The 23,018-nt window shown below is 67.7% G+C and carries 35 protein-coding genes and 1 pseudogene; 32 read left to right on the top strand and 4 right to left on the bottom strand.

The annotated features are described in order from the left end of the window. The first annotated feature begins 3 nt into the window (after window positions 1-3). The 26 genes and pseudogenes from rplD to egtD all read left to right on the top strand — a co-directional run bounded on the left by rplD (window position 4) and on the right by egtD (window position 16,600). Window positions 4-741, top strand: a complete 738-nt coding sequence (rplD, locus tag VGB75_17380; protein ID HEY0168821.1) for a 50S ribosomal protein L4 — start codon at window positions 4-6, stop codon at window positions 739-741. Next, window positions 741-1,037, top strand: coding sequence for a 50S ribosomal protein L23 (gene rplW, locus VGB75_17385; protein ID HEY0168822.1), 297 nt, complete (start codon window positions 741-743; stop codon window positions 1,035-1,037). The genes rplD and rplW overlap by 1 nt, the downstream gene beginning before the upstream one ends. A 30-nt stretch (window positions 1,038-1,067) precedes the next feature. Then, window positions 1,068-1,901 carry a 50S ribosomal protein L2 gene (gene rplB, locus VGB75_17390; GenBank protein HEY0168823.1) on the top strand — a complete coding sequence of 278 codons (834 nt, stop codon included), beginning with the start codon at window positions 1,068-1,070 and terminating at the stop codon, window positions 1,899-1,901. Between the two features lie 8 nt (window positions 1,902-1,909). Next, the gene (gene rpsS / locus VGB75_17395; GenBank protein ID HEY0168824.1) at window positions 1,910-2,188 is read left to right on the top strand and encodes a 30S ribosomal protein S19; all 279 of its coding nucleotides are present in this window, start codon (window positions 1,910-1,912) and stop codon (window positions 2,186-2,188) included. 62 nt (window positions 2,189-2,250) lie between these two features. Beyond that, a complete protein-coding gene (gene rplV / locus VGB75_17400; protein HEY0168825.1) occupies window positions 2,251-2,673 on the top strand; it encodes a 50S ribosomal protein L22 in 423 nt (140 codons plus the stop codon). Further along, a pseudogene (gene rpsC / locus VGB75_17405) lies at window positions 2,673-3,293 on the top strand (30S ribosomal protein S3). Before rplV ends, rpsC begins: the two are co-directional and overlap by 1 nt. A 324-nt stretch (window positions 3,294-3,617) precedes the next feature. Continuing rightward, entirely contained in the window at window positions 3,618-4,031 is a 414-nt protein-coding gene (gene rplP / locus VGB75_17410) for a 50S ribosomal protein L16 (GenBank protein ID HEY0168826.1), read from the top strand. Then, window positions 4,031-4,264 carry a 50S ribosomal protein L29 gene (gene rpmC, locus VGB75_17415; GenBank protein ID HEY0168827.1) on the top strand — a complete coding sequence of 78 codons (234 nt, stop codon included), beginning with the start codon at window positions 4,031-4,033 and terminating at the stop codon, window positions 4,262-4,264. Before rplP ends, rpmC begins: the two co-directional genes overlap by 1 nt. Beyond that, a complete protein-coding gene (rpsQ, locus tag VGB75_17420; protein ID HEY0168828.1) occupies window positions 4,261-4,551 on the top strand; it encodes a 30S ribosomal protein S17 in 291 nt (96 codons plus the stop codon). Before rpmC ends, rpsQ begins: the two co-directional genes overlap by 4 nt. Before the next feature lie 96 nt (window positions 4,552-4,647). Beyond that, window positions 4,648-5,016: a 50S ribosomal protein L14 gene (rplN, locus tag VGB75_17425; GenBank protein ID HEY0168829.1), complete on the top strand. Its 369-nt coding sequence runs from the start codon at window positions 4,648-4,650 to the stop codon at window positions 5,014-5,016. Window positions 5,017-5,018: 2 nt separating this feature from the next. Continuing rightward, window positions 5,019-5,333 (top strand): 50S ribosomal protein L24, encoded by a 315-nt coding sequence (gene rplX, locus VGB75_17430; GenBank protein HEY0168830.1) that lies wholly within the window; start codon window positions 5,019-5,021, stop codon window positions 5,331-5,333. After that, window positions 5,333-5,908 (top strand): 50S ribosomal protein L5, encoded by a 576-nt coding sequence (gene rplE / locus VGB75_17435; protein ID HEY0168831.1) that lies wholly within the window; start codon window positions 5,333-5,335, stop codon window positions 5,906-5,908. Before rplX ends, rplE begins: the two co-directional genes overlap by 1 nt. Before the next feature lie 3 nt (window positions 5,909-5,911). After that, the gene (locus VGB75_17440; protein ID HEY0168832.1) at window positions 5,912-6,097 is read left to right on the top strand and encodes a type Z 30S ribosomal protein S14; all 186 of its coding nucleotides are present in this window, start codon (window positions 5,912-5,914) and stop codon (window positions 6,095-6,097) included. A 184-nt stretch (window positions 6,098-6,281) separates the two neighbouring features. Continuing rightward, window positions 6,282-6,689, top strand: coding sequence for a 30S ribosomal protein S8 (gene rpsH / locus VGB75_17445; protein ID HEY0168833.1), 408 nt, complete (start codon window positions 6,282-6,284; stop codon window positions 6,687-6,689). A gap of 12 nt (window positions 6,690-6,701) precedes the next feature. Next, window positions 6,702-7,238: a 50S ribosomal protein L6 gene (gene rplF / locus VGB75_17450; protein ID HEY0168834.1), complete on the top strand. Its 537-nt coding sequence runs from the start codon at window positions 6,702-6,704 to the stop codon at window positions 7,236-7,238. Next, a complete protein-coding gene (gene rplR / locus VGB75_17455; GenBank protein ID HEY0168835.1) occupies window positions 7,238-7,627 on the top strand; it encodes a 50S ribosomal protein L18 in 390 nt (129 codons plus the stop codon). Before rplF ends, rplR begins: the two co-directional genes overlap by 1 nt. A gap of 61 nt (window positions 7,628-7,688) precedes the next feature. Continuing rightward, complete coding sequence (gene rpsE / locus VGB75_17460; protein HEY0168836.1) at window positions 7,689-8,318, top strand: 30S ribosomal protein S5; 630 nt, start codon at window positions 7,689-7,691, stop codon at window positions 8,316-8,318. A 3-nt stretch (window positions 8,319-8,321) separates the two neighbouring features. Beyond that, window positions 8,322-8,504, top strand: a complete 183-nt coding sequence (gene rpmD, locus VGB75_17465; protein HEY0168837.1) for a 50S ribosomal protein L30 — start codon at window positions 8,322-8,324, stop codon at window positions 8,502-8,504. Between the two features lie 3 nt (window positions 8,505-8,507). After that, window positions 8,508-8,963, top strand: a complete 456-nt coding sequence (rplO, locus tag VGB75_17470; GenBank protein HEY0168838.1) for a 50S ribosomal protein L15 — start codon at window positions 8,508-8,510, stop codon at window positions 8,961-8,963. Window positions 8,964-9,199: 236 nt separating this feature from the next. Further along, window positions 9,200-10,507, top strand: coding sequence for a preprotein translocase subunit SecY (gene secY / locus VGB75_17475; GenBank protein HEY0168839.1), 1,308 nt, complete (start codon window positions 9,200-9,202; stop codon window positions 10,505-10,507). 79 nt (window positions 10,508-10,586) lie between these two features. Then, on the top strand, window positions 10,587-11,240 hold the full coding sequence (locus VGB75_17480) for an adenylate kinase (GenBank protein ID HEY0168840.1): 654 nt from the start codon (window positions 10,587-10,589) through the stop codon (window positions 11,238-11,240). Window positions 11,241-11,246: 6 nt separating this feature from the next. Continuing rightward, window positions 11,247-12,083 carry a type I methionyl aminopeptidase gene (gene map, locus VGB75_17485; GenBank protein HEY0168841.1) on the top strand — a complete coding sequence of 279 codons (837 nt, stop codon included), beginning with the start codon at window positions 11,247-11,249 and terminating at the stop codon, window positions 12,081-12,083. Window positions 12,084-12,181: 98 nt separating this feature from the next. After that, window positions 12,182-13,426 (top strand): glutamate-cysteine ligase family protein, encoded by a 1,245-nt coding sequence (locus VGB75_17490; GenBank protein ID HEY0168842.1) that lies wholly within the window; start codon window positions 12,182-12,184, stop codon window positions 13,424-13,426. Further along, on the top strand, window positions 13,423-14,766 hold the full coding sequence (gene egtB, locus VGB75_17495; GenBank protein ID HEY0168843.1) for an ergothioneine biosynthesis protein EgtB: 1,344 nt from the start codon (window positions 13,423-13,425) through the stop codon (window positions 14,764-14,766). The genes VGB75_17490 and egtB overlap by 4 nt, the downstream gene beginning before the upstream one ends. 9 nt (window positions 14,767-14,775) lie before the next feature. After that, entirely contained in the window at window positions 14,776-15,654 is an 879-nt protein-coding gene (locus VGB75_17500) for an ergothioneine biosynthesis protein EgtC (GenBank protein HEY0168844.1), read from the top strand. Next, on the top strand, window positions 15,635-16,600 hold the full coding sequence (gene egtD, locus VGB75_17505; protein HEY0168845.1) for an L-histidine N(alpha)-methyltransferase: 966 nt from the start codon (window positions 15,635-15,637) through the stop codon (window positions 16,598-16,600). Before VGB75_17500 ends, egtD begins: the two co-directional genes overlap by 20 nt. Before the next feature lie 308 nt (window positions 16,601-16,908). On the opposite strand, the gene VGB75_17510 is transcribed toward egtD, so the two are convergent. From VGB75_17510 to VGB75_17520, 3 genes are all read right to left on the bottom strand, one after another. After that, window positions 16,909-17,409, bottom strand: a complete 501-nt coding sequence (locus tag VGB75_17510; protein ID HEY0168846.1) for an ImmA/IrrE family metallo-endopeptidase — start codon at window positions 17,407-17,409, stop codon at window positions 16,909-16,911. A 48-nt stretch (window positions 17,410-17,457) separates the two neighbouring features. After that, window positions 17,458-17,883, bottom strand: coding sequence for a hypothetical protein (locus VGB75_17515; protein HEY0168847.1), 426 nt, complete (start codon window positions 17,881-17,883; stop codon window positions 17,458-17,460). Window positions 17,884-18,055: 172 nt separating this feature from the next. Continuing rightward, window positions 18,056-18,481: a hypothetical protein gene (locus tag VGB75_17520; GenBank protein HEY0168848.1), complete on the bottom strand. Its 426-nt coding sequence runs from the start codon at window positions 18,479-18,481 to the stop codon at window positions 18,056-18,058. A 485-nt stretch (window positions 18,482-18,966) separates the two neighbouring features. Between VGB75_17520 and VGB75_17525 the strand changes: the two genes are divergently transcribed. Together VGB75_17525 and VGB75_17530 are read left to right on the top strand one after the other, a co-directional pair. Continuing rightward, complete coding sequence (locus tag VGB75_17525) at window positions 18,967-19,800, top strand: hypothetical protein (protein ID HEY0168849.1); 834 nt, start codon at window positions 18,967-18,969, stop codon at window positions 19,798-19,800. A 243-nt stretch (window positions 19,801-20,043) separates the two neighbouring features. After that, on the top strand, window positions 20,044-20,334 hold the full coding sequence (locus VGB75_17530; GenBank protein HEY0168850.1) for a helix-turn-helix transcriptional regulator: 291 nt from the start codon (window positions 20,044-20,046) through the stop codon (window positions 20,332-20,334). 71 nt (window positions 20,335-20,405) lie between these two features. On the opposite strand, the gene VGB75_17535 is transcribed toward VGB75_17530, so the two are convergent. Further along, on the bottom strand, window positions 20,406-21,419 hold the full coding sequence (locus tag VGB75_17535) for an LLM class flavin-dependent oxidoreductase (protein HEY0168851.1): 1,014 nt from the start codon (window positions 21,417-21,419) through the stop codon (window positions 20,406-20,408). Between the two features lie 276 nt (window positions 21,420-21,695). Here VGB75_17535 and infA point away from each other — a divergent pair, with 276 nt between their 5' ends. From infA to rpsK, 4 genes are all read left to right on the top strand, one after another. Further along, window positions 21,696-21,917 (top strand): translation initiation factor IF-1, encoded by a 222-nt coding sequence (gene infA / locus VGB75_17540; GenBank protein HEY0168852.1) that lies wholly within the window; start codon window positions 21,696-21,698, stop codon window positions 21,915-21,917. A 66-nt stretch (window positions 21,918-21,983) separates the two neighbouring features. Continuing rightward, window positions 21,984-22,097 (top strand): 50S ribosomal protein L36, encoded by a 114-nt coding sequence (rpmJ, locus tag VGB75_17545; protein ID HEY0168853.1) that lies wholly within the window; start codon window positions 21,984-21,986, stop codon window positions 22,095-22,097. A gap of 192 nt (window positions 22,098-22,289) precedes the next feature. After that, window positions 22,290-22,667: a 30S ribosomal protein S13 gene (gene rpsM, locus VGB75_17550; GenBank protein ID HEY0168854.1), complete on the top strand. Its 378-nt coding sequence runs from the start codon at window positions 22,290-22,292 to the stop codon at window positions 22,665-22,667. A gap of 80 nt (window positions 22,668-22,747) precedes the next feature. Next, the coding region (gene rpsK, locus VGB75_17555) for a 30S ribosomal protein S11 (GenBank protein HEY0168855.1) at window positions 22,748-23,018 on the top strand (271 nt) is incomplete at its 3' end.

The raw sequence follows: 23,018 nt of genomic DNA on the forward strand, positions 1-23,018 counted from the left end.
CCGATGACTCTCACCGTTGACGTAGTCAGCCCGGCCGGCGTCGAGCCGGCCCGCAGCTCGATCGAGCTGCCCGCCGAGGTCTTCGACGTTCCGACCAACGTGGCCCTGATCCACCAGGTCGTGGTCGCCCAGCTCGCCGCCGCGCGGCAGGGCACCGCCTCGACCAAGACCCGCGGCGAAGTCCGCGGTGGTGGCAAGAAGCCGCACCGGCAGAAGGGCACCGGCCGGGCCCGGCAGGGTTCGACCCGCGCGCCGCAGTTCGCCGGCGGTGGCGTCGTGCACGGCCCCAAGCCGCGCTCCTATGACCAGCGCACCCCGAAGAAGATGAAGGCCGCCGCCCTGCGTGGCGCGCTCTCAGACCGCGCCCGGCACGGCCGGGTGCACGTCGCCTCGGCCCTGGTCGCCGGCGACAGCCCGTCCACCAAGGCGATCACGGCCTCGCTGGCCTCGATCAGCACGGCCAAGAACCTTCTGGTCGTGATCCAGCGCGCGGACGAGCTGAGCTGGAAGAGCCTGCGCAACCTCAACGGGGTCCACGTGCTCGAGCCGGGTCAGCTCAACACCTACGACGTGCTGATCTCCGATGACGTGATCTTCACCCTGGACGCGCTGGAGACCTTCCTGGCCGGACCGGCCAGCGGAAAGTCGGCCAAGGGCGCGGCGAGCTCGGCCGAGTTGGCCGACGCCGGCGACGTTGCTCAGGGCGAGACCCCGGTCGTGACCGAAGAGGATGAGAACTGATGTTTGACGATCATCGCGACGTGCTGCTCGCCCCGGTCATCTCCGAGAAGAGCTACGGGCTGCTGGACCAGAACAAGTACACCTTCGACGTCCACCCGGACGCCAACAAGACGCAGATCAAGATCGCTGTCGAGAAGGTTTTCAACGTCAAGGTGACGGATGTGAACACTCTCAATCGTCAGGGCAAGCGCAAGCGGACCCGATTCGGATACGGCACGCGCAAGAGCATCAAGCGCGCTGTCGTCACCCTCCGCGAGGGGGACCGCATCGAGGTCTTCGGCGGACCTGCGGCCTAGCGGGACACGGGACAGGAACGGACTTCAGATATGGGTATCCGCAAGTACAAGCCGACGACTCCCGGTCGCCGTGGTTCCAGTGTCGCCGACTTCGTCGAGGTCACCAGGACCACGCCGGAGAAGTCACTGGTCCGGCCGCTGCACAACCGTGGCGGCCGTAACAACACCGGCCACATCACCACGCGCCATCAGGGTGGTGGGCACAAGCGCGCCTACCGGCTGATCGACTTCCGCCGCAACGACAAGGACGGGGTGCCGGCCAAGGTCGCGCACATCGAGTACGACCCGAACCGGACCGCGCGGATCGCGTTGCTGCACTACGCCGACGGCGAGAAGCGCTACATCATCGCGCCGCGGACGTTGAAGCAGGGCGATGAGATCGAGAACGGCCCGGGCGCTGACATCAAAGCGGGCAACTCGCTGCCGCTGCGCAACATCCCGGTCGGCACCACGGTGCACGCGATCGAGCTGCGCCCCGGCGGTGGCGCCAAGATCGCCCGCTCCGCCGGCGCCAGCGTGCAGCTGGTGGCCAAGGACGGCCCGTACGCCCAGCTGCGGATGCCCTCCGGTGAGATCCGCAACGTCGACGTGCGCTGCCGCGCCACCGTCGGCGAGGTCGGCAACGCCGAGCAGAGCAACATCAACTGGGGCAAGGCCGGCCGGATGCGGTGGAAGGGCAAGCGCCCGACCGTCCGAGGTGTCGCGATGAACCCGGTGGACCACCCGCACGGCGGTGGTGAGGGCAAGACCTCTGGTGGCCGGCACCCGGTCAACCCGGCTGGCAAGCCTGAAGGCCGCACCCGTTCCCGTAAGGCGAGCGACTCGATGATCGTCCGCCGCCGCAAGTCAAACAAGAAGCGTTAGGACCAGCCATGCCTCGCTCGCTCAAGAAGGGCCCCTTCGTCGACGACCACCTGCTCAAGAAGGTGGATGTCCAGAACGACAAGGGCAGCAAGAACGTGATCAAGACCTGGTCGCGGCGCTCGACGATCATTCCGGACATGCTGGGTCACACCATCGCGGTGCATGACGGCCGCAAGCATGTCCCGGTGTTCGTCACCGAGGGCATGGTCGGCCACAAGCTCGGCGAGTTCGCCCCGACCCGCACCTTCCGGGGTCACATCAAGGATGACCGCCGGTCCCGCCGGTAGTCGCGCCGCTTCATCCGATTCGTTCACACCGATCAATCAGTCAGACTTAAGGGATATCGCAGATGGCAGCCAACGAACCCGACGCAGCTGTGCGGACCGCCTTCGCGCGGGCGTCGCAGGTCAACGTGACGCCCATGAAGGCGCGTCGCGTCATCGACCTGATTCGCAACAAGCCGGCATCGGATGCGCTTTCGGTGCTCAAGTTCGCACCGCAGGCAGCGTCTGAGCCGGTTGCGAAGGTGCTGGCCTCCGCGATCGCCAACGCTGAGAACAACTTCAACCTCGATCCCGAGACGCTGATCGTCTCGCGGGCCTTCGTCGATGAGGGCCCGACTCTCAAGCGGTTCCAGCCGCGGGCGCAGGGACGGGCCTTCCGGATCCGCAAGCGCACCAGCCACATCACCATCGAGGTCGAGAGCGTAGAGAGAGTCGCGAAGGCCGGCTCGTCTTCGCGCAACACCGGCAAGAAGGGGAGCACCCGCTAATGGGGCAGAAAGTAAACCCGAACGGGTTCCGCCTCGGCATCACCACCGACTGGAAGAGTCGCTGGTTCGCCGACAAGAACTACGCCGAGTACGTCAAGGAGGACGTCGCGATCCGTCGCCTGATGTCCAAGGGGATGGAGCGAGCCGGGATCGCCAAGGTGGAGATCGAGAGGACCCGTGACCGGGTCCGGGTCGACATCCACACCGCGCGGCCGGGCATCGTGATCGGTCGCCGGGGCGCTGAGGCCGACCGGATCCGCGGCGAGCTGGAGAAGCTCACCGGCAAGCAGGTCCAGCTGAACATCCTCGAGGTCAAGAACCCCGAAGCCGATGCCCAGCTGGTCGCCCAGGGCGTGGCCGAGCAGCTGTCCAACCGCGTCAGCTTCCGTCGCGCGATGCGCAAGAGCATGCAGTCGACCTTGAAGAGCCCAGGGGTCAAGGGCATCCGGGTGCAGTGCTCCGGTCGCCTCGGCGGCGCCGAGATGAGCCGCTCGGAGTTCTACCGCGAAGGCCGGGTGCCGTTGCACACCCTGCGCGCCAATATCGACTACGGCTTCTACGAGGCCCGCACGACCTTCGGCCGGATCGGCGTGAAGGTCTGGATCTACAAGGGCGAGGTTCCCACCGGCTCGCGTACCGAGCGCGAGGCCGCAGTCGCGGCCGAGGCTCTGCGCCAGCGTCGTGACCGGCCTGCCCGGCCCCGCCGCTCCGGCTCGCAGGGCACCACCGGCGTCTCGACCGAGGCAGGCCGCGCGGCCGACGCCGGCGATGCTCCGTTGGCGACCGCGGTGCTTGACACCGAGCCGGTTGACTCGCCAGTGGTCGACGCGCTGGCCGTCGAAGGCCGGGCCGTCGAGGCGCCGGTGACCGACACCGCTGAGACGCCGGCGGCCGACGCCGTCGCGCCGGCAGCTGAGAACACCGAAAACACTGAGGGCTGACACATGTTGATCCCACGGCGGGTTAAGCACCGCAAGCAGCACCACCCGGATCGCACCGGGCCTGCCAAGGGTGGCACCCGTGTCACCTTCGGCGAGTACGGCGTTCAGGCGCTCGAGCCTGCCTACATCACCAACCGCCAGATCGAGTCGGCGCGTATCGCCATCAACCGGCACATCCGCCGTGGTGGCAAGGTCTGGATCAACATCTACCCAGACCGCCCGCTGACCAAGAAGCCTGCCGAGACCCGGATGGGTTCGGGTAAGGGTTCGCCGGAATGGTGGATCGCCAACATCAAGCCGGGACGGGTGCTCTTCGAGCTGTCCTACCCGGATGAGAAGACGGCCAAAGAGGCCCTGACCCGGGCCATCCACAAGCTGCCCATGAAGTGCCGGATCGTGAAGCGGGAGGAGTTCTGATGGCTACCACGTCCAACACCAGCGAGCTTCGCGAGCTGCACGACGCGGAACTGCAGACCCGGCTGCGGGAGTTCAAGGAAGAGCTGTTCAACCTGCGCTTCCAGATGGCGACCGGACAACTGGACAACAACCGGCGGCTGCGCGTCGTGCGGCACGACATCGCGCGGATCTACACGATCCTGCGCGAGCGCGAGCTAGGCCTGTCGGTAGCACCTGAAGGAGGCGCGGCATGAGCACGGACGCAACCCCGGCTACCACCGAGACCGTTCGCGACGCCGACCGCAAGGTCCGTGAGGGCCTGGTCGTCAGCGACAAGATGGACAAGACGGTGGTGGTCGCGGTCGAGGACCGGGTCAAGCACCCGCTCTACGGCAAGGTCATCCGGCGCACCAACAAGCTCAAGGCTCACGACGAGGCCAACTCGGCCGGCGTCGGCGACCGGGTGCTGTTGATGGAGACCCGCCCGCTGTCGGCCACCAAGCGCTGGCGCGTGGTGGAGATCATCGAGCGCGCCAAGTAAGAGACAACGTTCCGCCCGGCGACCCGGGCGGGAGCAAGACGGCATAGTAAGGGCCCGCCACGAGGCCTGGTTAGCCACGATTTTGGGAGTAAGGCTGTGATTCAGCAGGAGTCGCGACTGCGCGTCGCCGACAACACCGGCGCCAAGGAGATCTTGTGCATCCGGGTGTTGGGCGGCTCGGGTCGGCGCTACGCGGGCATCGGCGACATCATCGTCGCCACCGTCAAGGACGCTTTGCCCGGCGCCGGTGTCAAGAAGGGTGACGTCGTCAAGGCCGTCATCGTCCGGACGGTGAAGGAGCGTCGGCGTGCCGATGGCTCCTACATCAAGTTCGACGAGAACGCCGCCGTGCTGATCAAGGCAGACGGCGAGCCTCGCGGCACCCGCATCTTCGGCCCGGTCGGGCGCGAGTTACGCGACAAGAAGTTCATGAAGATCATCTCGCTGGCTCCGGAGGTGCTGTAGCCATGAAGATCAAGAAAGGCGACGAGGTCGTCGTCATCGCAGGCAAGGACCGCGGAAAGACCGGCAAGGTGATCGCGTCGTACCCCGCCGAGAACAAGGTCATCGTCGAGGGCGTCAACCGGGTCACCAAGCACACCCCGGTCTCAGCCAACGCCCGGGGAGCCAAGACCGGCGGGATCGTGACCCAGGAAGCCAAGGTCGACGCCAGCAACGTGATGCTGGTGGTGGACGGCCAGGCCACCCGGGTCGGCTACCGCCGAGATGAAGAGACCGGCCGCAACGTCCGCGTTGCCCGCCGCACTGGAAAGGACCTGTGATGAGCACCGAGGCAAGCACCACTGCGGTGCCGGCGCCGCGGTTGAAGCTGCGCTACCGCCAGGAGATCGTGCCTGCGCTGCAGAGCGAGTTCTCCTACGCCAACCCCATGCAGGTCCCCGGCGTCGTCAAGATCGTCGTGAACATGGGAGTCGGGCAGGCCGCCAAGGACGCCAAGCTGATGGACGGGGCGGTGCGTGACCTGACCCTGATCACCGGTCAGAAGCCGCTCGTGCAGAAGGCCCGCGTCTCCATCGCCCAGTTCAAGCTGCGCGAGGGCATGCCGATCGGCGCGAAGGTGACCCTGCGGGGTGACCGCATGTGGGAGTTCCTGGACCGGCTGCTGAGCCTGGCGCTGCCCCGAATCCGTGACTTCCGCGGGCTCTCGCCCAAGCAGTTCGACGGCAACGGCAACTACACCTTCGGCCTCAACGAGCAGTCCATGTTCCACGAGATCGACCCCGACACGATCGATCGCCCGCGCGGCATGGACATCACCGTCGTGACAACGGCGAAAAACGACGATGAGGGTCGCGCGCTGCTTCGGGCGCTCGGCTTTCCGTTCAAGGAGAACTAGGTCATGGCCAAGACTTCACTCAGGATCAAGGCGGCGGCAAAGCCGAAGTTCGCGGTTCGCGGGTACACCCGGTGCCAGCGCTGCGGTCGGTCCCAGGCTGTCTACAAGAAGTTCGGACTCTGCCGGATCTGCCTGCGTGAGATGACCCATGCCGGCGAGCTGCCCGGCATGACCAAGTCGAGCTGGTAGACCGCTCCCTGTTCAGCCGCACGATCTCGATTTCTCAATCGAGCAGCGATCAGGCAAACTTGTCTGGTTGTCCATTTGCTTCGAAGCAGGCCCCGTCCGGATGCCGGATCGCCGGGAACCGCTCCGAGAGAGGTAAGACCTTGATGAATCAGCTCTTCGCCGTCCCGAACCGCGAGGCCGTCTCATGACGATGACGGACCCCATCGCCGACATGCTGACCCGTCTGCGTAACGCCAACTCGGCGTTTCACGACACGGTGTCCATGCCCCACAGCAAGCTCAAGGCTCACATCGCCGAGATCCTGCAGCAGCAGGGTTACATCTCAGGCTTCCAGGTGACCGACACCGAGGGCGACCTGCCCGGCAAGGTGCTGACCCTGAACCTGAAGTACGGCCCCAATCGCGAGCGCAGCATCGCCGGCGTGCGCCGAGTGTCCAAGCCCGGACTTCGGGTGTACGCCAAGTCCACCGGACTGCCCCGGGTGCTCGGCGGCCTGGGCATCGCCATCATCTCGTCCTCGTCCGGTCTGTTGACCGACCGGCAGGCCGCCAAGCGTGGAGTGGGTGGGGAAGTCCTCGCCTACGTCTGGTAGGGGAGCCCCAACATGAGTCGCATCGGCAAGCTGCCGATCCCGGTCCCGAGCGGGGTGGAGGTCGCGATCGACGGCCAGCACGTCACCGTCAAGGGCCCCAAGGGCAGCCTTTCGCACGTCCTCTCCGAGCCGATCACGATCGCTCAGGAGGACGGCACGTTGAACGTGGTCCGTCCCGACGACGAGCGGGTGTCCAAGTCGCTGCACGGGCTGTCCCGGACGTTGATCGCGAACATGGTGGTCGGAGTCACCTCCGGCTACATCAAGAATCTCGAGATCGTCGGCACCGGTTACCGGGTCGCGGCCAAGGGCGGTGACCTGGAGTTCGCTCTGGGTTTCAGCCACCCGGTCCTGATCACCGCGCCCGAGGGCATCTCGTTCAGAGTCGACTCCCCGACCCGGTTCGCCGTCGAAGGCATCGACAAGCAGAAGGTCGGCGAAGTGGCCGCCAACATCCGCAAGTTGCGCAAGCCTGACCCTTACAAGGGCAAGGGCGTGCGTTACCAGGGTGAGGTCATCCGCCGCAAGGCCGGAAAGACGGGTAAGTAATGGCTGCCTCAGGCATCGTCAAGCGCGCACGACGTTCGGCCGGAGTCTCGGCCACTCGCCGCACCGGTAAGGCACGCCGGCATTTCCGGCTGCGCAAGAAGGTCGTCGGCACCGAGAGCCGGCCCCGGCTGGTCGTCAGCCGCTCAGCCCGGCACCTGTACGTGCAGCTGGTCGATGACAGCAAGGGCATCACGTTGGCCTCTGCCTCGACCTTCAAGCTGACCGACGGCGACAAGACCGCCCAGGCCCGTCAGGTCGGCGCCGCCGTCGCCGAGTCGGCCAAGGCTGCCGGCGTCACCAAGGTGGTGCTCGACCGTGGGGGCAACACCTACACCGGCCGGATCGCGGCGTTCGCCGACGCCGCCCGCGAAGGCGGTTTGGAGTTCTGATGAGCCGCCTCCCCAAGAGCAATCGCACGCACATGTCCAGCAACAGTGAGGGAACAGCCTGATGGCCTCCGCAACCCAAGGAACGCAGCGCGGCCCCCGCACCGGTGGCAACGAGCGCGCCGGCGGCAACGAGCGAGGCGGCCGCGACCGCCGGGACGGCCGTTCCGCTCCTGAGAAGAGCGCGCTGCTCGAGCGTGTCGTCACCATCAACCGGGTCGCCAAGGTCGTCAAGGGCGGTCGTCGGTTCAGCTTCACTGCGCTGGTCGTCGTCGGTGACGGTGACGGCACTGTGGGCGTCGGCTACGGCAAGGCCAAGGAAGTTCCGGCCGCGATCGCCAAGGGCGTCGAGGAAGCCAAGAAGAACTTCTTCAAGGTGCCCCGGATCGCCCTGACCATCCCGCACCCGGTGCAGGGTGAGAAGGCCGCCGGAGTGGTCCTGCTCAAGCCGGCCAGCCCCGGTACCGGCGTCATCGCCGGCGGGCCGGTGCGAGCCGTCCTGGAGTGCGCCGGCATCCACGACATCCTCAGCAAGTCCCTCGGCTCGGACAACCCGATCAACATCGTGCACGCCACCGAGGCGGCCCTGAAGCAGCTGGTCCGTCCCGAAGAGGTGGCCGCTCGTCGGGGCCTGCCGCTGGAGGACGTCGCTCCGGCGGGTCTGCTGCGCGCCCGTGCCGGACAGGGGGGCTGAGCGATGGCCCGTCTGAAGATCACCCAGCTGCGCTCGGAGATCGGCTCCAAGGACAACCAGCGCCAGACGCTGCGTTCCCTCGGGCTGAAGCGAGTTCGCGACGTCGTCGTCAAAGAAGACCGGCCCGAGATCCGCGGCATGGTCCAGACCGTGACCCACCTGGTCTCGGTCGAGGAGGTTGAGTAAGTCATGAGTGACGGTTTGCTGAAGGTTCATCACCTGCGCCCCGCGCCCGGCTCGAAGTCGGCCAAGATCCGGGTGGGTCGTGGTGAGGGCGGCAGGCGAGGCAAGACCGCCGGCCGCGGCACCAAGGGATCGAAGGCGCGGTACCAGGTTCCGGCCGGCTTCGAGGGCGGCCAGATGCCGATTCACATGCGGCTGCCCAAGCTCAAGGGTTTCCGTAACGCGTTCCGGGTCGAGTTCCAGGTCGTCAACGTCGCCAAGCTGGCCGAGCTCTTCCCCAACGGGGGAGCGGTCTCACCCGAGGCGATGATCGAGGCTGGAGCGGTGCGCAAGGGCTCCCCGATCAAGGTCCTGGGCACCGGCGACCTCGGTGGCGTCAAGCTCGACGTGACGGCCCATGCCTTCTCAGCCAGCGCCGCGGAGAAGATCGCGGCGGCTGGCGGAAGCGTGAGCACGCTGTAGCACCGGCTGCCCATCCTCACCGGATGAGCCGCTAGGCACCCGTGGTAGGGCCGGACAGGTAACTGTCCGGCCCACTGCGTATCGCCACGGGCCGCCTACGAACGGTGGTGCAAAGCGCTCGACTGTTAGGCTCGCACCGAGGCCACCGCCCCGACGTCCGTACAGCAGGCCCGGGCCCGGCGACCGACCCGAACTTCACAAAACGGATTTACCTCGACCCCCGCGCAGGAGGATGTGTGCTCAGCGCTTTCGCGTCTGCTTTCCGGACGCCAGACCTGCGTAAGAAGCTGCTCTTCACCCTTGCCATGATCGGGCTGTACCGGCTGGGCGCGGCGGTTCCGACGCCCAACACCGACACAGTCGCGATCAACGCCTGCATCAAGACGGCCAGCGGCGCCAGCCAGACGGCCTACGCGCTCATCAACCTGTTCTCAGGCGGCGCGCTGCTGAAGCTGTCGGTGTTCGCGCTGGGCATCATGCCCTACATCACCGCGAGCATCATCATCCAACTTCTGGTCGTGGTGATCCCTCGGTTCGAGGCGTTGAAGAAAGAGGGCCAGTCCGGGCAGCAGAAGCTGACCCAGTACAGCAGGTACCTCACCATCGGCCTGGCGATCCTGCAGTCCGCCGGCTTCATCGCCCTGGCGCGCTCGGGTCAGCTGTTCTCCGGCTCGGTCGACTGCGAGCCGCTCTACAGCGAGTCGATCTTCGCCCTGGGCACCATGGTCGTCATAATGACGGCCGGCACCGCGGTGGTGATGTGGCTCGGTGAGTTGATCACCGACCGCGGCGTGGGCAACGGCATGTCGATCCTGATGTTCGCCTCGATCGCGGCTCGGATCCCCTCCGAGGGCCAAGCGATCCTGAAGAACTCCGGCGCCTTCGCCTTCATCCTGATCCTGATGCTGGGCTTTGCGATCATCGCGGCGGTGGTGTTCGTCGAGCAGGCGCAGCGCCGGATTCCGGTGCAGTACGCCAAGCGGATGATCGGGCGCCGGATGTACGGCGGCACCTCCACCTACCTGCCGATGAAGGTCAACATGGCCGGCGTCATCCCGGTCATCTTCGCCTCCTCGCTGCTCTACATCCCGCAGCTGCTCTCCCAGCTCAACGGCAGCAGCACGTCGGGCCTGCAGCTGTGGATCACCAACCACCTGCTCAACCAGCAGGACTGGATCCACATCACGATCTACTTCCTGCTGATCATCTTCTTCACCTACTTCTACGTCGGCATCACCTTCAACCCGGAGGAGCGAGCCGACGACATGAAGAAGTACGGCGGTTTCATCCCCGGCATCCGCCCCGGCCGGCCGACTGCGGAATACCTGCAGTACGTCCTCTCGCGGATCACGCTGCCGGGCGCGCTCTACCTCGGCATCATCGCCGTGATACCGAACTTCTTCTTCTCGATGACCGGCGGCAACAACCAGAACTTCCCCTTCGGCGGCACGGCCGTGCTGATCATGGTGGGTGTGGCGCTGGACACCGTCAAGCAGATCGAGAGCCAGCTCATGCAGCGCAACTACGAAGGGTTCTTGCGTTAATGGCGAGGCGTCGTCCCCGTCGGCAGCCCAGCCGGCGGTCCCAGGCGCTGACGAGGCGGAGTGGACCGGTGAGAACCTAGTGCGACTCGTCCTTGTAGGACCCCCGGGCGCGGGCAAGGGAACCCAGGCCGGCTTCATCGCCGAACGCTTCTCCATTCCGCAGATCTCCACCGGCGACATCTTCAGAGCCAACGTCTCCGGCGGCACCAAGCTCGGCAAGCTCGCTAAGTCCTACATGGACGCCGGGGACCTGGTTCCCGACGCGGTGACCATCGCGATGGTGCGTGACCGGCTGGGAGAGCCGGACACCGCCACCGGCTTTCTGCTCGACGGCTTCCCACGCAACGTGGCCCAGGCCTACGAGCTCGATTCGGTGCTCGGCGACATGGGTGTCTCGCTCAACGTCGTGCTGGAACTCGAAGTCGACAACGAAGAGGTCGTGCGCCGGCTGTCCGGGCGTCGGATGTGCCGCAAGTGCGGCCACATCTGGCACATCGAGTACGACCCCACGAAGTCAGACGGGGCCTGTGACCTGTGCGGCGGCGAGCTGTTCCAGCGCGACGACGACCTGGCCGAGACCGTCCGGCACCGGCTGGACGTCTATGCCGAGCAGACCGCGCCGCTGATCCAGTTCTACGACGGCCGCAGTCAGCTGGTGGTCGTGGACGCGCTGGGCCCGGTCGAGGACGTCACCGAGCGCGCGATCGCGGCCCTGACCAAAGCGATGTCCTGAACCACCGTGCGACGCCGCCGCGACGACATCGAATTGAAGACGCCTGATCAGATCAGGTCGATGCGAGCCGCTGGCTTGGTGGTCGCGACGGGGTTGGCGGCCATGACCGAGGCGGCCAGGCCCGGGGTGTCGACCTACGAACTGGACCAGATCGCTCGGCAAGTGCTGGCTGAGGCCGGAGCCGTGTCGTCCTTTCTCGGGTACTCCGGCCCGCCGCCGTTCCCCGGCGTCATCTGCTCCTCACGCAATGCCAACGTGGTGCACGGAATCCCCAGCCGGGACGACGTGCTGGTCGACGGCGACCTGATCTCACTGGACTTCGGAGCGATCGTCAACGGCTGGCACGGGGACGCCGCGGTCACCGTCGCGGTCGGCGAGGCGGCTGCCGACGCGCTGGCGCTGTCGCAGGCCTGCCGCGCCGCGCTGTGGGACGGCCTCGCCGCCGCTCAGGTCGGTGGCCGGCTCAGCGACATCTCCCATGCGGTGCAGACCTCGGTGCGCGGCGCAGGCGACTTCGGCATCGTCACCGGCTATGGCGGGCACGGCATCGGCACCGCGATGCACATGGACCCGCACATCCTCAATTACGGAAAGCCCGGCAAGGGGCCGCAACTGGTGGCCGGGATGACCCTGGCCATCGAGCCGATGATCACCCTCGGCTCGCCCCAGACCCGGCAGCTGTCCGACAACTGGACGGTGCAGACCGCCGACGGCTCCCTGTCCGCCCACTGGGAGCACACGGTGGCGTTGCTGCCGGACGGGCTGTGGGTGCTGACTGCCCAGGACGGCGGCCGGGCCGAGCTGAGCGCCCGCGGGGCGCCGATCAGCGCTCTTGCCGACTGAGCTCACCGCTCGGTGGCGCCGGCCCTGAGCCGGTGGCCGTCGCCGGGAGCGCGCGCTAGGTTGGGATGACCTATCCGACCCAGTGAACGGAGGCGGCCATGAGCATCGACGCGCCCGGCATGCGCGATTCTCAGCCGATCCGGACCGTCGCTGAAGCAGGCTCCTACGTCACCCGCGTCTGCTTCAAGCACGGTCCACCCGCCAAGATCGGGATCGAGCTGGAATGGCTCGTCATCGACCCGCACGACCTCGACCGGCGGCCGGACGCCCAGACGCTCGCGACGCTGCTCGGCCCGCACGCCCCCACCACCCTGGTTCCCCGCAGCCCCGCCCTCCCGCTGCCACACGGTGGCCTGGTCACCGTCGAACCCGGTGGTCAACTCGAGATCTCGTCCCTGCCCGCGGCTTCGGCCACCGGTCTCATCACCGCCATGAGCGCCGACATCCAGGTCCTGCGGGCGTTGCTCGCGCCGTCCGGCTTCGAGCTCTCCGACCTGGCGGCAGACCCGTACCGGCAACCGCACCGAATTCTCAAGACCCCACGCTATGACGCGATGGCCGCCAGATTCGACGAGTTCGGCCCGGCCGGCCGGGTGATGATGTGCTCCACCGCAGCCGCCCAGATCTGCCTGGACCTCGGCACCCACGCCCAAGCCGCTGATCGATGGCGAGCGGCCCACCAACTCGGCCCGGTGCTGTTGGCCGCCTTCGCCAACTCTCCCCGAACGGCTGGCGAGCTGGTGCCGGCCGCGGCCTCGACCAGGATGTCGTCCTGGTGGCGGCTGGACCCCCCACGCACGCTGCCCCCGAAGTCGACCGCTCTGGACAGCTACGTCGAACGAGTCCTGGACTCCCAGGTTCTGGCCCGGCGGCGGGAGGCCGGAGACTGGCGTCTGGAGCAGCCGTTGACGCTGCGGGAGTGGATCGAGTCGGGCGAGCTGCTGAGCACCGCCGACATCGACCTGCACCTGTCGATGCTGTTCCCGCCGGTGCGGCCACAGGGTTACCTGGAGATCCGCTACCTCGACGCCCAGCCCGGCGATGAGTGGATGGCGCCGCTGGCGTTGCTGGCGGCGCTGTTCGCTGGCCCGCAGTCGGTCCAGCAGGTGCTGCGTTGCTGCGCCGAAGGCGCTGACCGCTGGCAGGAGGCCACCGAGCATGGCCTGGCTGACCCCGTGCTGCGGGCCATCGCCGCGCGCTTGCACGACATCGCGGCTCCGGGGCTGAACGGCCTCCGCCTGCCGCCGGCGGTCCGTGACAAGGTGGACCGGGTGCTGCGCCGCAGGCTCTGCGAGGCTGTCAGCCCGGCCTTGGAAGAGCTGAGCGCGGAGGGACGCCCATGACCTCGCCGACCGGTGGCGCGGATCTGCGCCAGCTCAGTGACGCCGCGCTGCGTGAGCATATCGCCGGGGAGCTGACCCGAGCCCGGCTGCGCAGCACGGCGTTGACCGACGCCGTGGACGAGCCGGAGTTGATCGCCCAGCATTCGCCGTTGATGTCGCCACTGGTGTGGGACTACGCCCACATCGCCAACCAGGAGGAGATCTGGTTGGTGCGCGACGTCGGCGGTCAAGAGGCGGTCCGCGCCGACATCGACCAGATGTATGACGCGTTCAAGAACTCCCGCGCCGAGCGTCCGTCGTTGCCGTTGCTCTCACCTGCCCAGACCCGCAGCTACGTCAGCCAGGTCCGGGAGAAGGTGCTCGACGTTCTGGACCGGGCCCCTTTGAACGTCAGCCGGCTGACCGACTCCGGTTTCGCGTTCGGCATGGTGGTGCAGCATGAGCAGCAGCATGACGAGACCATGCTGGCCACCCATCAGCTGCGCCGCTGCGGACCGCCCCTGCAGGCGCCGCTGCCGGGGCCGGCTGACACGACGGCTCTGGCCGGCCAGGCGCTGATACCCGCGGGTGAGTTCACCATGGGCACCTCGACGGAGGCCTGGGCTCTGGACAATGAGCGGCCGGCCCACACGGTGCACGTCGACGCCTTCTATCTCGACACGACGCCGGTGACCAACGGCGACTACCAGCGGTTCATCGACTCCGGCGGCTATGACCAGCGGCGCTGGTGGACCGCGCCCGGTTGGGCGCATCGTCAGCGCGCGGGTCTGACCGCGCCGCTGTTCTGGAGCAGGGATGACAGCGGCTCGTGGTGGCGGCACTGCTTCGGCAACCTGATCCCGGTGCAGGATGACGAGCCGGTGGTGCATGTGTGCCTGTACGAGGCGCAGGCCTATGCCGCGTGGGCCGGTCGCCGGCTGCCCACTGAGATCGAGTGGGAGAAAGCGGCCCGCTGGGACCCGGTCTCCCAACGCTCGCGTCGCTACCCGTGGGGGGATGAGAACCCGACACCTGAACGGGCCAACCTCGGGCAGCGGCACCTGCGCCCGGCGCCGGCCGGCAGTTACCCTGCGGGCGCGTCGGCCTACGGCGTGCGTCAGCTGATCGGCGATGTCTGGGAGTGGACCTCCTCGACCTTCGCGGCCTACGCCGGCTTCGAGGTGTTCCCGTACGCCGAGTACTCCAAGGTCTTCTTCGGTGAGGATTACCACGTCCTGCGTGGAGGCTCGTTCGGCACCGATCAGGCCGCCTGCCGAGCCACCTTCCGCAACTGGGATTACCCGATCCGGCGGCAGATCTTCGCCGGTTTCCGGACCGCCCGCGACGCCGAGCCGAGCTGATCGTCCGCGATGTGCCGTCATTTCGCCTATCTGGGGCTGCCGGTGACCCTGGCGGAGCTCATGCTGGACCCGCCGCACTCGCTGGCCGTGCAGAGCTATGCCCCGAGTGACATGCGTGGCGGGGGCACGGTCAACGCCGACGGCTTCGGAGCCGGCTGGTTCGCAGCCGGGGCGGGTCCGCGACCGGACTCTGGGCCGGCTGAGAACTCCTCCGCCCGCGCCGCCGGTGAGTCCGCGCAACCGTCACCTGCCGCTCCGGCCGAGGCCCGGCGGTATCGGCGCGCGGCGCCGATCTGGCAGGACGCCGGGTTCGCCGAGCTGGCGCGCGCCACGGTGGCTTCCGGCGTGCTGGGCGCCGTCCGCAACGCCACTGCCGGCATGCCGGTCGCCGAAGCCGCCTGCGCCCCGTTCACCGACGGCCAGTGGCTGTTCAGCCTCAACGGCGCGATAGCCGGCTGGCCCGACTCCGCGGTCTGGCTCGTTGACGGCGTGCCCCGGCGTGAGCTGCTGAGCATGCAGGTGCTGACCGACGCGTCCCTGCTGTGGGCAGTGCTCCACCAGCGGCTGGCAGCGTCCGAGGACCCGGCCTCTGCGCTGGGCAGCCTGGTCACCGAGGTGCTGGCCGCCGCGCCGGGCTCCAGGCTGACGACCCTGCTCACCGACGGCCGGCACATCTACGGCACCACGGTGACCCACTCGCTGTGGTGGCGCCACTCGGCCGAGGCCGTGCTGGTCGCCAGCGAGCCGTTCGACGATTCCCCAGGTTGGCAGCCGCTTCCGGACGGCCAGCTTGTGACCGCCGACCGCAGCGGGGTGCGCCACCGCCCGCTCCCGCTGCCAGCCCGCGATGAGGCAGAAAGTGAGAGCCATGTCCATCAGCGTCGATGACAGCTTCCTCGATTCGGCCGGCGCCACTGACGAGCTGGCCGAAGATGCTCGGACCGGACTCACCAGCATCCCCAAGTCGTTGCCTCCACGGTGGTTCTACGACGCCCGCGGCAGCCAGTTGTTCGAGCAGATCACCGAGCTGCCGGAGTACTACCCGACCCGAACCGAGGCGCAGATCCTTCAGGCGCACGCTGATGACATCGCCTCGGCGGCGCCGGTGGAGACCGTGATCGAGCTGGGCTCGGGGTCATCGATCAAGACCCGGCTGCTGCTGGACGCCTGGCAGCGGGGCGGCACGCTGCGCCGGATCATCACGGTGGACGTCTCGGCGAGCGCGCTGTCCGAGGCCGCGGTCAGCCTGGCGGCGCGCTATCCGGCGGCCGACGTGCTGCCCATCCGAGCGGACTTCACCCGGCATCTGGACGGGTTGGCCAAGACCGGGCGGACCGCCATCGTCTTCCTCGGCTCCACCATCGGCAACCTCGATCCAGCCGAGCGGGCCTCATTCTTCAGCGGCGTTCGATCGGCGCTCGAACCCGGCGACGTGCTGCTGCTGGGCACCGACCTGGTCAAGCCTGCCGAGATCCTGGTGCCTGCCTATGACGACGCCGCTGGTGTCACGGCGGCATTCAACCTCAACGTGCTGCGGGTGCTCAACCGGGAACTCGGCGGCGACCTGCCGATCGAGGCGTTTGACCACCGAGCGGTGTGGAATCGGCTGGACGAGCGGATCGAGATGCGGTTGAGAGCCGCTCGTGAGGTCTGGGCGCGGTTCTCCAGGATCGGCTTGGACGTGCACTTCGACGCGGGGGAGGAGTTGCTCACCGAGATCTCCTCGAAGTTCCGCCGTGAGGGCATCACCGCTGAGCTGGCCCTGGCAGGGCTGAACCTGACGCACTGGTGGGTCGATCCGGCGGAGTTCTTCGCCCTGAGCCTTTCGCAGTGACCCGCCGGCCCCGGCCGGGGTAGTGGGCGGCATGGCAGTGGCGGCTCGATCGTCGCCGCCCGCGATCGGGGTCACCGACTTGCCGCTACCGCCATGCCGCCCGACCCCTCCCCCGAGGCTTGGTCACGCGCCCTGCAGTCCTCACGCGCCCTGCGGTCCTCATGCGCCCTGCAGTCCTCATGCTCGCAGTCCCACTAGCTGCTGTCTGACAATGTAGCATACAACAGACATTGTCACCGTGCCGGGCAAGGCTGGCGTTGGTCAAGCCGCCGCGGCGCGCCGGCAGGATAGGAGCCAGGCTCGGCTGCTCAGGCCACCGACCACAGCAGGCTCTGGCTGGCCAGCGACCGGCGCAGCGCCTTGCGCTCGAGGCTGCTCAGCCGACTGAGGCGGATCGCCAGCGTTTCGCTGTCCACATCCAGGCACTGCGCGAGCGCGGCAGGATCATCGGCGCCGCCCAGCGTCCGGATCGCCGCGGCAAGGCCGGCCAGCGGGATCAGGCGTCGGCTCACCTCCGCATGCACCAGGCCCTCTTCGCGCTGAAGCCAGGGGCCGCAGTCGAGGATGCCCCGTTCCAGGTGGACCAGCTCATGGGTGAGGGTGCACCTGCGCTGCGCCGCGGAGGTGTCGGCGCGCAAGGCGATGAGCCGTCCGTCCTCGCGCACCTCACCCAGCAGATCACCGGTCATCGGCTCGATGACGACCTTGACATGTGGCCAGTTCTGCCGCAGATCGGCCCAGGGATCGTACGGGCAGGCCAGGTCGGCTGCGATGGTCAGGTGAGATCGGCCGCGGGAGTGCGAGGTCATGCGAGCAGTATTGAGCAGGCCTCTGACGATCCTGCGGAGCCGTTGACCTCAGCGTTGAGGTGGCTCCACGGCGCCGCGCCGGGCTGCTCGCGGCGCCGCCTTCTTGGCGCGGGCGGCGTCGAGTTCGGCCACCTGCTTGCCTGTCTCGCTCGGCTGGAGCATCGCCCGGATGATCTCGTCCACCGCCCGTCGTTGCCGGCGGTTGAGCCGACTTGACTCAGCGGGTGGCCGGTAGGGCTCGATCTCCTCGTGTGGCAGGGCGGCCGCCGCCCGGAGCTTGGTCATAGGCACCTTGAGCACCTTGGACAGGGCCAGCAGCGTGGACTCGTCCGGGCTGCCGTGATTTCCCCTCAGGTACCTCGCCGCGGTGTCGTGGTTGAGGCTGAATCCGAGCTCGCGGGCATTGCGGGCGATGGTGCGGGCGCTCAGGCTTGCGGTGTTCGAGGCCTGCAACAGCTCAGACAGGGCGGTCACCAGGCGGCTCCGAGCTTCATCGAGTCGCTCGGCCCACTGCCGCTGACGTCCGTACCTGCAGCCATGTTGTAGACATTAGCCGCTCAACGCTGGAAGACGTGCGCGATCCGGTGATCGAGGGCGCCGCCTTGGCCGTTGCCGGGTGAGCGCCGGCAGGGTCAGCCAGGGCCGGTCAGCGTCCGGGGGGCTCGGCCGGGCCGCGGCGGGCGGCCTTGCGCGTCGGTCCCTTGCCGCGACGGGTGTCGAGGTCAGTGACGGGTTGGTCGGCCGGTGGGGCCTGCAGCATCGCCCGGATGACCTCGTCGACCGCCCGACGCTGGCGGCGGTTGAGCCGGTCGGCTTCGGCCGGCGGCTGGTAGGGCTCGGTGACATCGGCGGGCAGCGAGGCGGCCCGGCGAAGCTTGCCCAGCGAGATCCCCAGCACGGTGGAGAAGGCGCGCAGCGTCGACTCGTCCGGGGTTCCGTGCTCGCCTCGCAGGTAGCGCGCGGCGGTGTCGTGGTTGAGGGTGAATCCGAGCTCTCGCGCCGCCTGCGAGATGGCGCGGGCGCTGAGGCCCTTGGAGTTCTCAGCCTGCAGCAGTTCCGACAGCGTGCTCATCGCGGTCCGGCAAGGCGCGGGGGCGTGCCGCGGCCGGTCAGGGATCCGGTACGTGCAGACATGATGTAGACACTATCGGCTAATACCGTCCGCTCGGCCAGCGGGAGACCCTGCCTCCTGAGCTCACGGCCAGATCGCACCAGTGACAGACCATTTACTGGTGATGTACCGTCGATCACACTCAAAACAGACCGCTTGGAACTTTCTTCACCGGAAGCAGGGGTGCACGGTTGAATGACCACGTACCCCCGCCGCCGGGTCGGTCAGATCAGGGCCATTCAATGCTGTTCATCCATGTCACCTCCCTTGAATAGCGACTCCTGGTGACAGATGTGACCGCCTATCACCTCGGCGTCTTCGCTATTCTCGCCGGTCTCAGTGTCTCCTGCTCACTCTCAACGCGGCATGTTGAACGGCTGCGACGCGGCTTCACTGCGGGCAAGGCGCACAACTGGCTGGACGTCTGGACCATACCGGGGGCTCTCATGCTTCCGGCCTGGCTCGTCGTGCCGCTGGTCCTGGTCTGCTACGCCGCCGAGTGGCCATCGCGCAAGTGCGTCAACGGTGGCCGGCCGCTGCGTTACCTCGTCAGCGTCGCCATCGTGGTCGCCGCGGCGTGCGTGGCCGTGGTCGTCCACCGGCACGTCGGCGGGGCCCTGGGCATCCTCACCGCGGTCCTGGCGTGGACTGTGGTCAACTCCGCGCTGATCGCGGCAGTGGTCTGGCTGTTCGACGATCGCAGACTGATCCGGCAGCTCCTCAGCCCCCGTAACCAGCTGGCGGACTCGATCACCAAGGCGATCGGAGTCGCCGCGGCCATAGTGACGCACTGGTACCCGGCAGCCTGCCCGCTGATGCTTCCGATCGTCTTCGCCGCGCACCGCTTCGCCCTGCGGGACTCGATCAAGACCACGTCGGCCTATGACTGGGCCGCCTTCATGTGGTCTGAGTCCGGTTGGCGGGTGCAGGCCGCCGAGAGCATCGCGACCGCGCCGGGTTGCGTGGCGCTGGTGCTCATCGATCCCGAGCGACCTCGCACCGAGGCCGCGATCGCCCAGTGCCTGCTCGGCGTCCTCCGGCCGACCGATCCGGTGGGGCGGTACGGGACCCGCCAGGTCGCGGCATTGGTCCAGGTGGACATCGAGGCGGTCGGCGTCATCGTCGCCGAGCGGGTCCGCGCCAGGCTGGACCAGGCTGGAGTCGTCTGCATCGTGGGCGTCTCGGTCAGCCTGGGTGAGGGCCTGGACGAGCTGCTGATCCGGGCCGGATCAGACCTGATGGCACGCCGGGCCTCCGCAGGCGTCTCCGTCCGCTGGTGATCTCGCTTGCGCCTGGCCCACGCGATCTCATCAGGCGGCTCCGGACGCGACGGCCAGTGGACGAACCGTCTGCTGCGGATAGTCGAAGCGCTGGATCTGCGAACGCCCCCGCCGCGCCAGGCGCGCATCCGGGGAATGACACGGCTGGACTGTGTCTGATAAGTGACAAGACGTCAGACATTTCCGGTAACTTGAGTCCCGAATCCGGCCGGTGCCGGATGGATTGTGTCGAACGGGGGATTCATGCAACTACGGAGCCGGCGAGCACTCGCCGACTACATCGACCTACTGGGAATCTCGGAGCGGCAACTGGCGCGAAGCGCCGGTTTGAGCCACTCCACGGTGAACCATCTCGTGACCGGGCGGCGTAACAGCTGCTCACTGCGCACCGCAGTCGCCATCGAACGAGCCTTGGACTGCCCGCCTGGTCTGCTCTTCTCGCCGGACACCGACGCCGACCGGCTCGCGATGTACCGGTTGTGGGCTGACTCAGCGACCCAGGCCGGCGAGCCGACCGGAGGCGCCGCTGAGTGAACCTCCGGTCGTCGGCCGGCGGGGGTCAGTGTGTGAGAAGGCGGCGCCGCCTCACGAAGTGAGTGGGGCGATCAGTTAGCGAGGCTCGCCGATTCGGCCGAACCGAAGGCCGGCTGCTCGCTCAACTCAGCGATCAACTGGTAAGAGCGAAGCCGAGGGGCCAGATCGTAGATCTGGTTGGTGAGCATCAGCTCGTCGGCGCCGGTGCGTCCGAGCAGTTCGCTGAGCTGGGCGGCCACCGTCGTTGGTGAGCCGAGCGCCTGACCCTCCTTGCGGTGCTCGACGAAGGCGAGCTCGGCCGGGCTGAACTCGTAGGCGGCGGCCTCCTCCGGGGTGGGCAGCGGAATCGGCGCCCCGGTGCGCAGCCGTAGAAAGGCCAGCCAGCCTGGCTTGGCCAGGTACTCAGCCTCCTCGTCGGTGTCGGCGCAGGTGGCGTGGACCGCCACCATCGCATGGGGCTCGTCCAGCCACTGCGACGGACGGAAGCTCCCGCGGTAGACCGCCAGCGCCGGCTCGGTGCTGGCGGCCGAGAAATGATGGGCGAAAGAGAACGGCAGTCCTAGCAGCCCGGCCAGCCGCGCGCTGAAGTCGCTGGAACCCAGCAACCACACCTGGGGCAGCCCGGCCGCGGTCGGCACGGCCTGCAGCCTGCCCGGGTCGCCGGCCAGCATGGCGATCAGGTCGGCCAGCTCCGCAGGGAAGTCCTCGGCCGACAGGCCCTGCATCGTCCGGCGCAGCGCCAGCGCGGTCCGCTGGTCCGCCCCCGGCGCCCGTCCGATGCCCAGGTCGATCCGGCCGGGATGCAAGGACTCCAGGGTGCCGAACTGCTCGGCCACCACCAACGGCGCGTGATTGGGCAGCATCACCCCGCCGGAACCGACCCGGATGGTGCTCGTCGCGGCTGCCAGATGGGCCAGCAGCACCGCCGGTGACGAGCTGGCGATCGCCGGCATGTTGTGGTGCTCGGCCACCCAGAAGCGCCGGTAACCCCACCTCTCGGCCTGGCGCGCCAATTCGGTGGTGTTGTTGAGAGCCTCGGTCGTGTCGCCTTTGCTGCTGACAGGCGCCAGGTCCAAGATGGACAACGGGACGGGTTTCACGCTGGCTGCAACCACCGGGCCGCCGGTGATCTTCCCGGCGCGACTCGCCCGTTTTGGCATCGCGGTCGACTCGTGAGTAAACTCAACCGTTGGCGCATGCCGCCGGTCTCCATGCTCAGAATTCTTGGGTCTCGCTGTGGCCGCGAGTGGGGCTCGGCCCTCATCGACACGCGCCGGACGCAGTCCGCCGACACGGTGATCTCCGTGCCTGTTGACCGCGCTCGCACCGTACAAGACGACACGTAACGAAAAGCGGAGGACATGGCCAAAAAGGACGGGGCCATCGAGGTCGAGGGCAAAGTGGTCGAGCCACTGCCCAACGCGATGTTCCGGGTGGAGCTGAGCAACGGGCACAAGGTGCTCGCTCACATCAGCGGCAAGATGCGCCAGCACTACATTCGTATCCTGCCCGAAGACCGGGTCGTGGTGGAGCTCTCGCCCTATGACCTCACCCGCGGGCGGATCGTCTACCGCTACAAGTAAGCCGACCGATGAAGATGGGCGCGCCTGGCGCGGCGGCCATCGCTTTCGAAAGCAGGAGTAACAGGCGTGAAGGTCAAGCCCAGCGTCAAGCCGATCTGCGACAAGTGCAAGGTCATCCGTCGCCATGGCCGAGTCATGGTCATCTGCGACAACCTGCGCCACAAGCAGCGTCAGGGCTAGCGGTAGCACCACCCAGCAGTACCCCAGCACGCGCACTCCTCCCCGTTCCACCCGGCCAGCCCGGTGCGGAGCGGGGTCACCCCCGGTCGGAGGCCGGGGCCGCTGCATCGGGGCTGATCCGTCAGCACCCGGTGGGGCAACAGCGGACGGATGCGCACAACACCTCCGAAGGAACGAAGGAGATCGCCCCGAATGGCACGTCTTGCCGGCGTTGACCTGCCCCGCGAGAAGCGGATGGTCATCGCGCTCACCTACATCTACGGCGTCGGACCGACCCGTGCGAAGGAAACCCTCGAAGCGACCGGCATCAGCCCGGACCTGCGAGCCCGTGACCTGAGCGACGAGGACCTGGTCAAGCTGCGCAACTACCTCGAGGGCAATTACAAGGTCGAAGGTGACCTGCGCCGCGAGGTCGCTGCCGACATCCGCCGCAAGATCGAGATCGGCTGCTACCAGGGCCTGCGGCACCGCCGCGGCCTGCCGGTGCACGGACAGCGCACCAAGACCAACGCCCGTACCCGCAAGGGCCCGAAGAAGACGATGGCCGGCAAGAAGAAGGCCAAGAAGTAGCTCGTCGCCCCGGGCCCCCGGCGCACGCCGCGGTCCGCCCTCCGACTTCGTTCCGATCAACCCTCAGGAGCTAAAGGCAGATGCCTCCCAAGACTCGCGGCACAGGCGCCGTGAAAAAGGTCCGTCGCAAAGAGAAGAAGAACGTCGCGCACGGCCACGCTCACATCAAGAGCACGTTCAACAACACCATCGTCTCCATCACCGACCCGACCGGCAATGTGATCAGCTGGGCCTCGGCCGGCCACGTCGGCTTCAAGGGCTCCCGCAAGTCGACTCCGTTCGCCGCGCAGATGGCCGCCGAGAACGCCGCCCGCAAGGCGCAGGAGCACGGCGTCAAGAAGGTCGACGTGT

Origin of the sequence: Jatrophihabitans sp. (genome assembly GCA_036399055.1) — a bacterium.
Taxonomy (GTDB): domain Bacteria; phylum Actinomycetota; class Actinomycetes; order Mycobacteriales; family Jatrophihabitantaceae; genus Jatrophihabitans_A.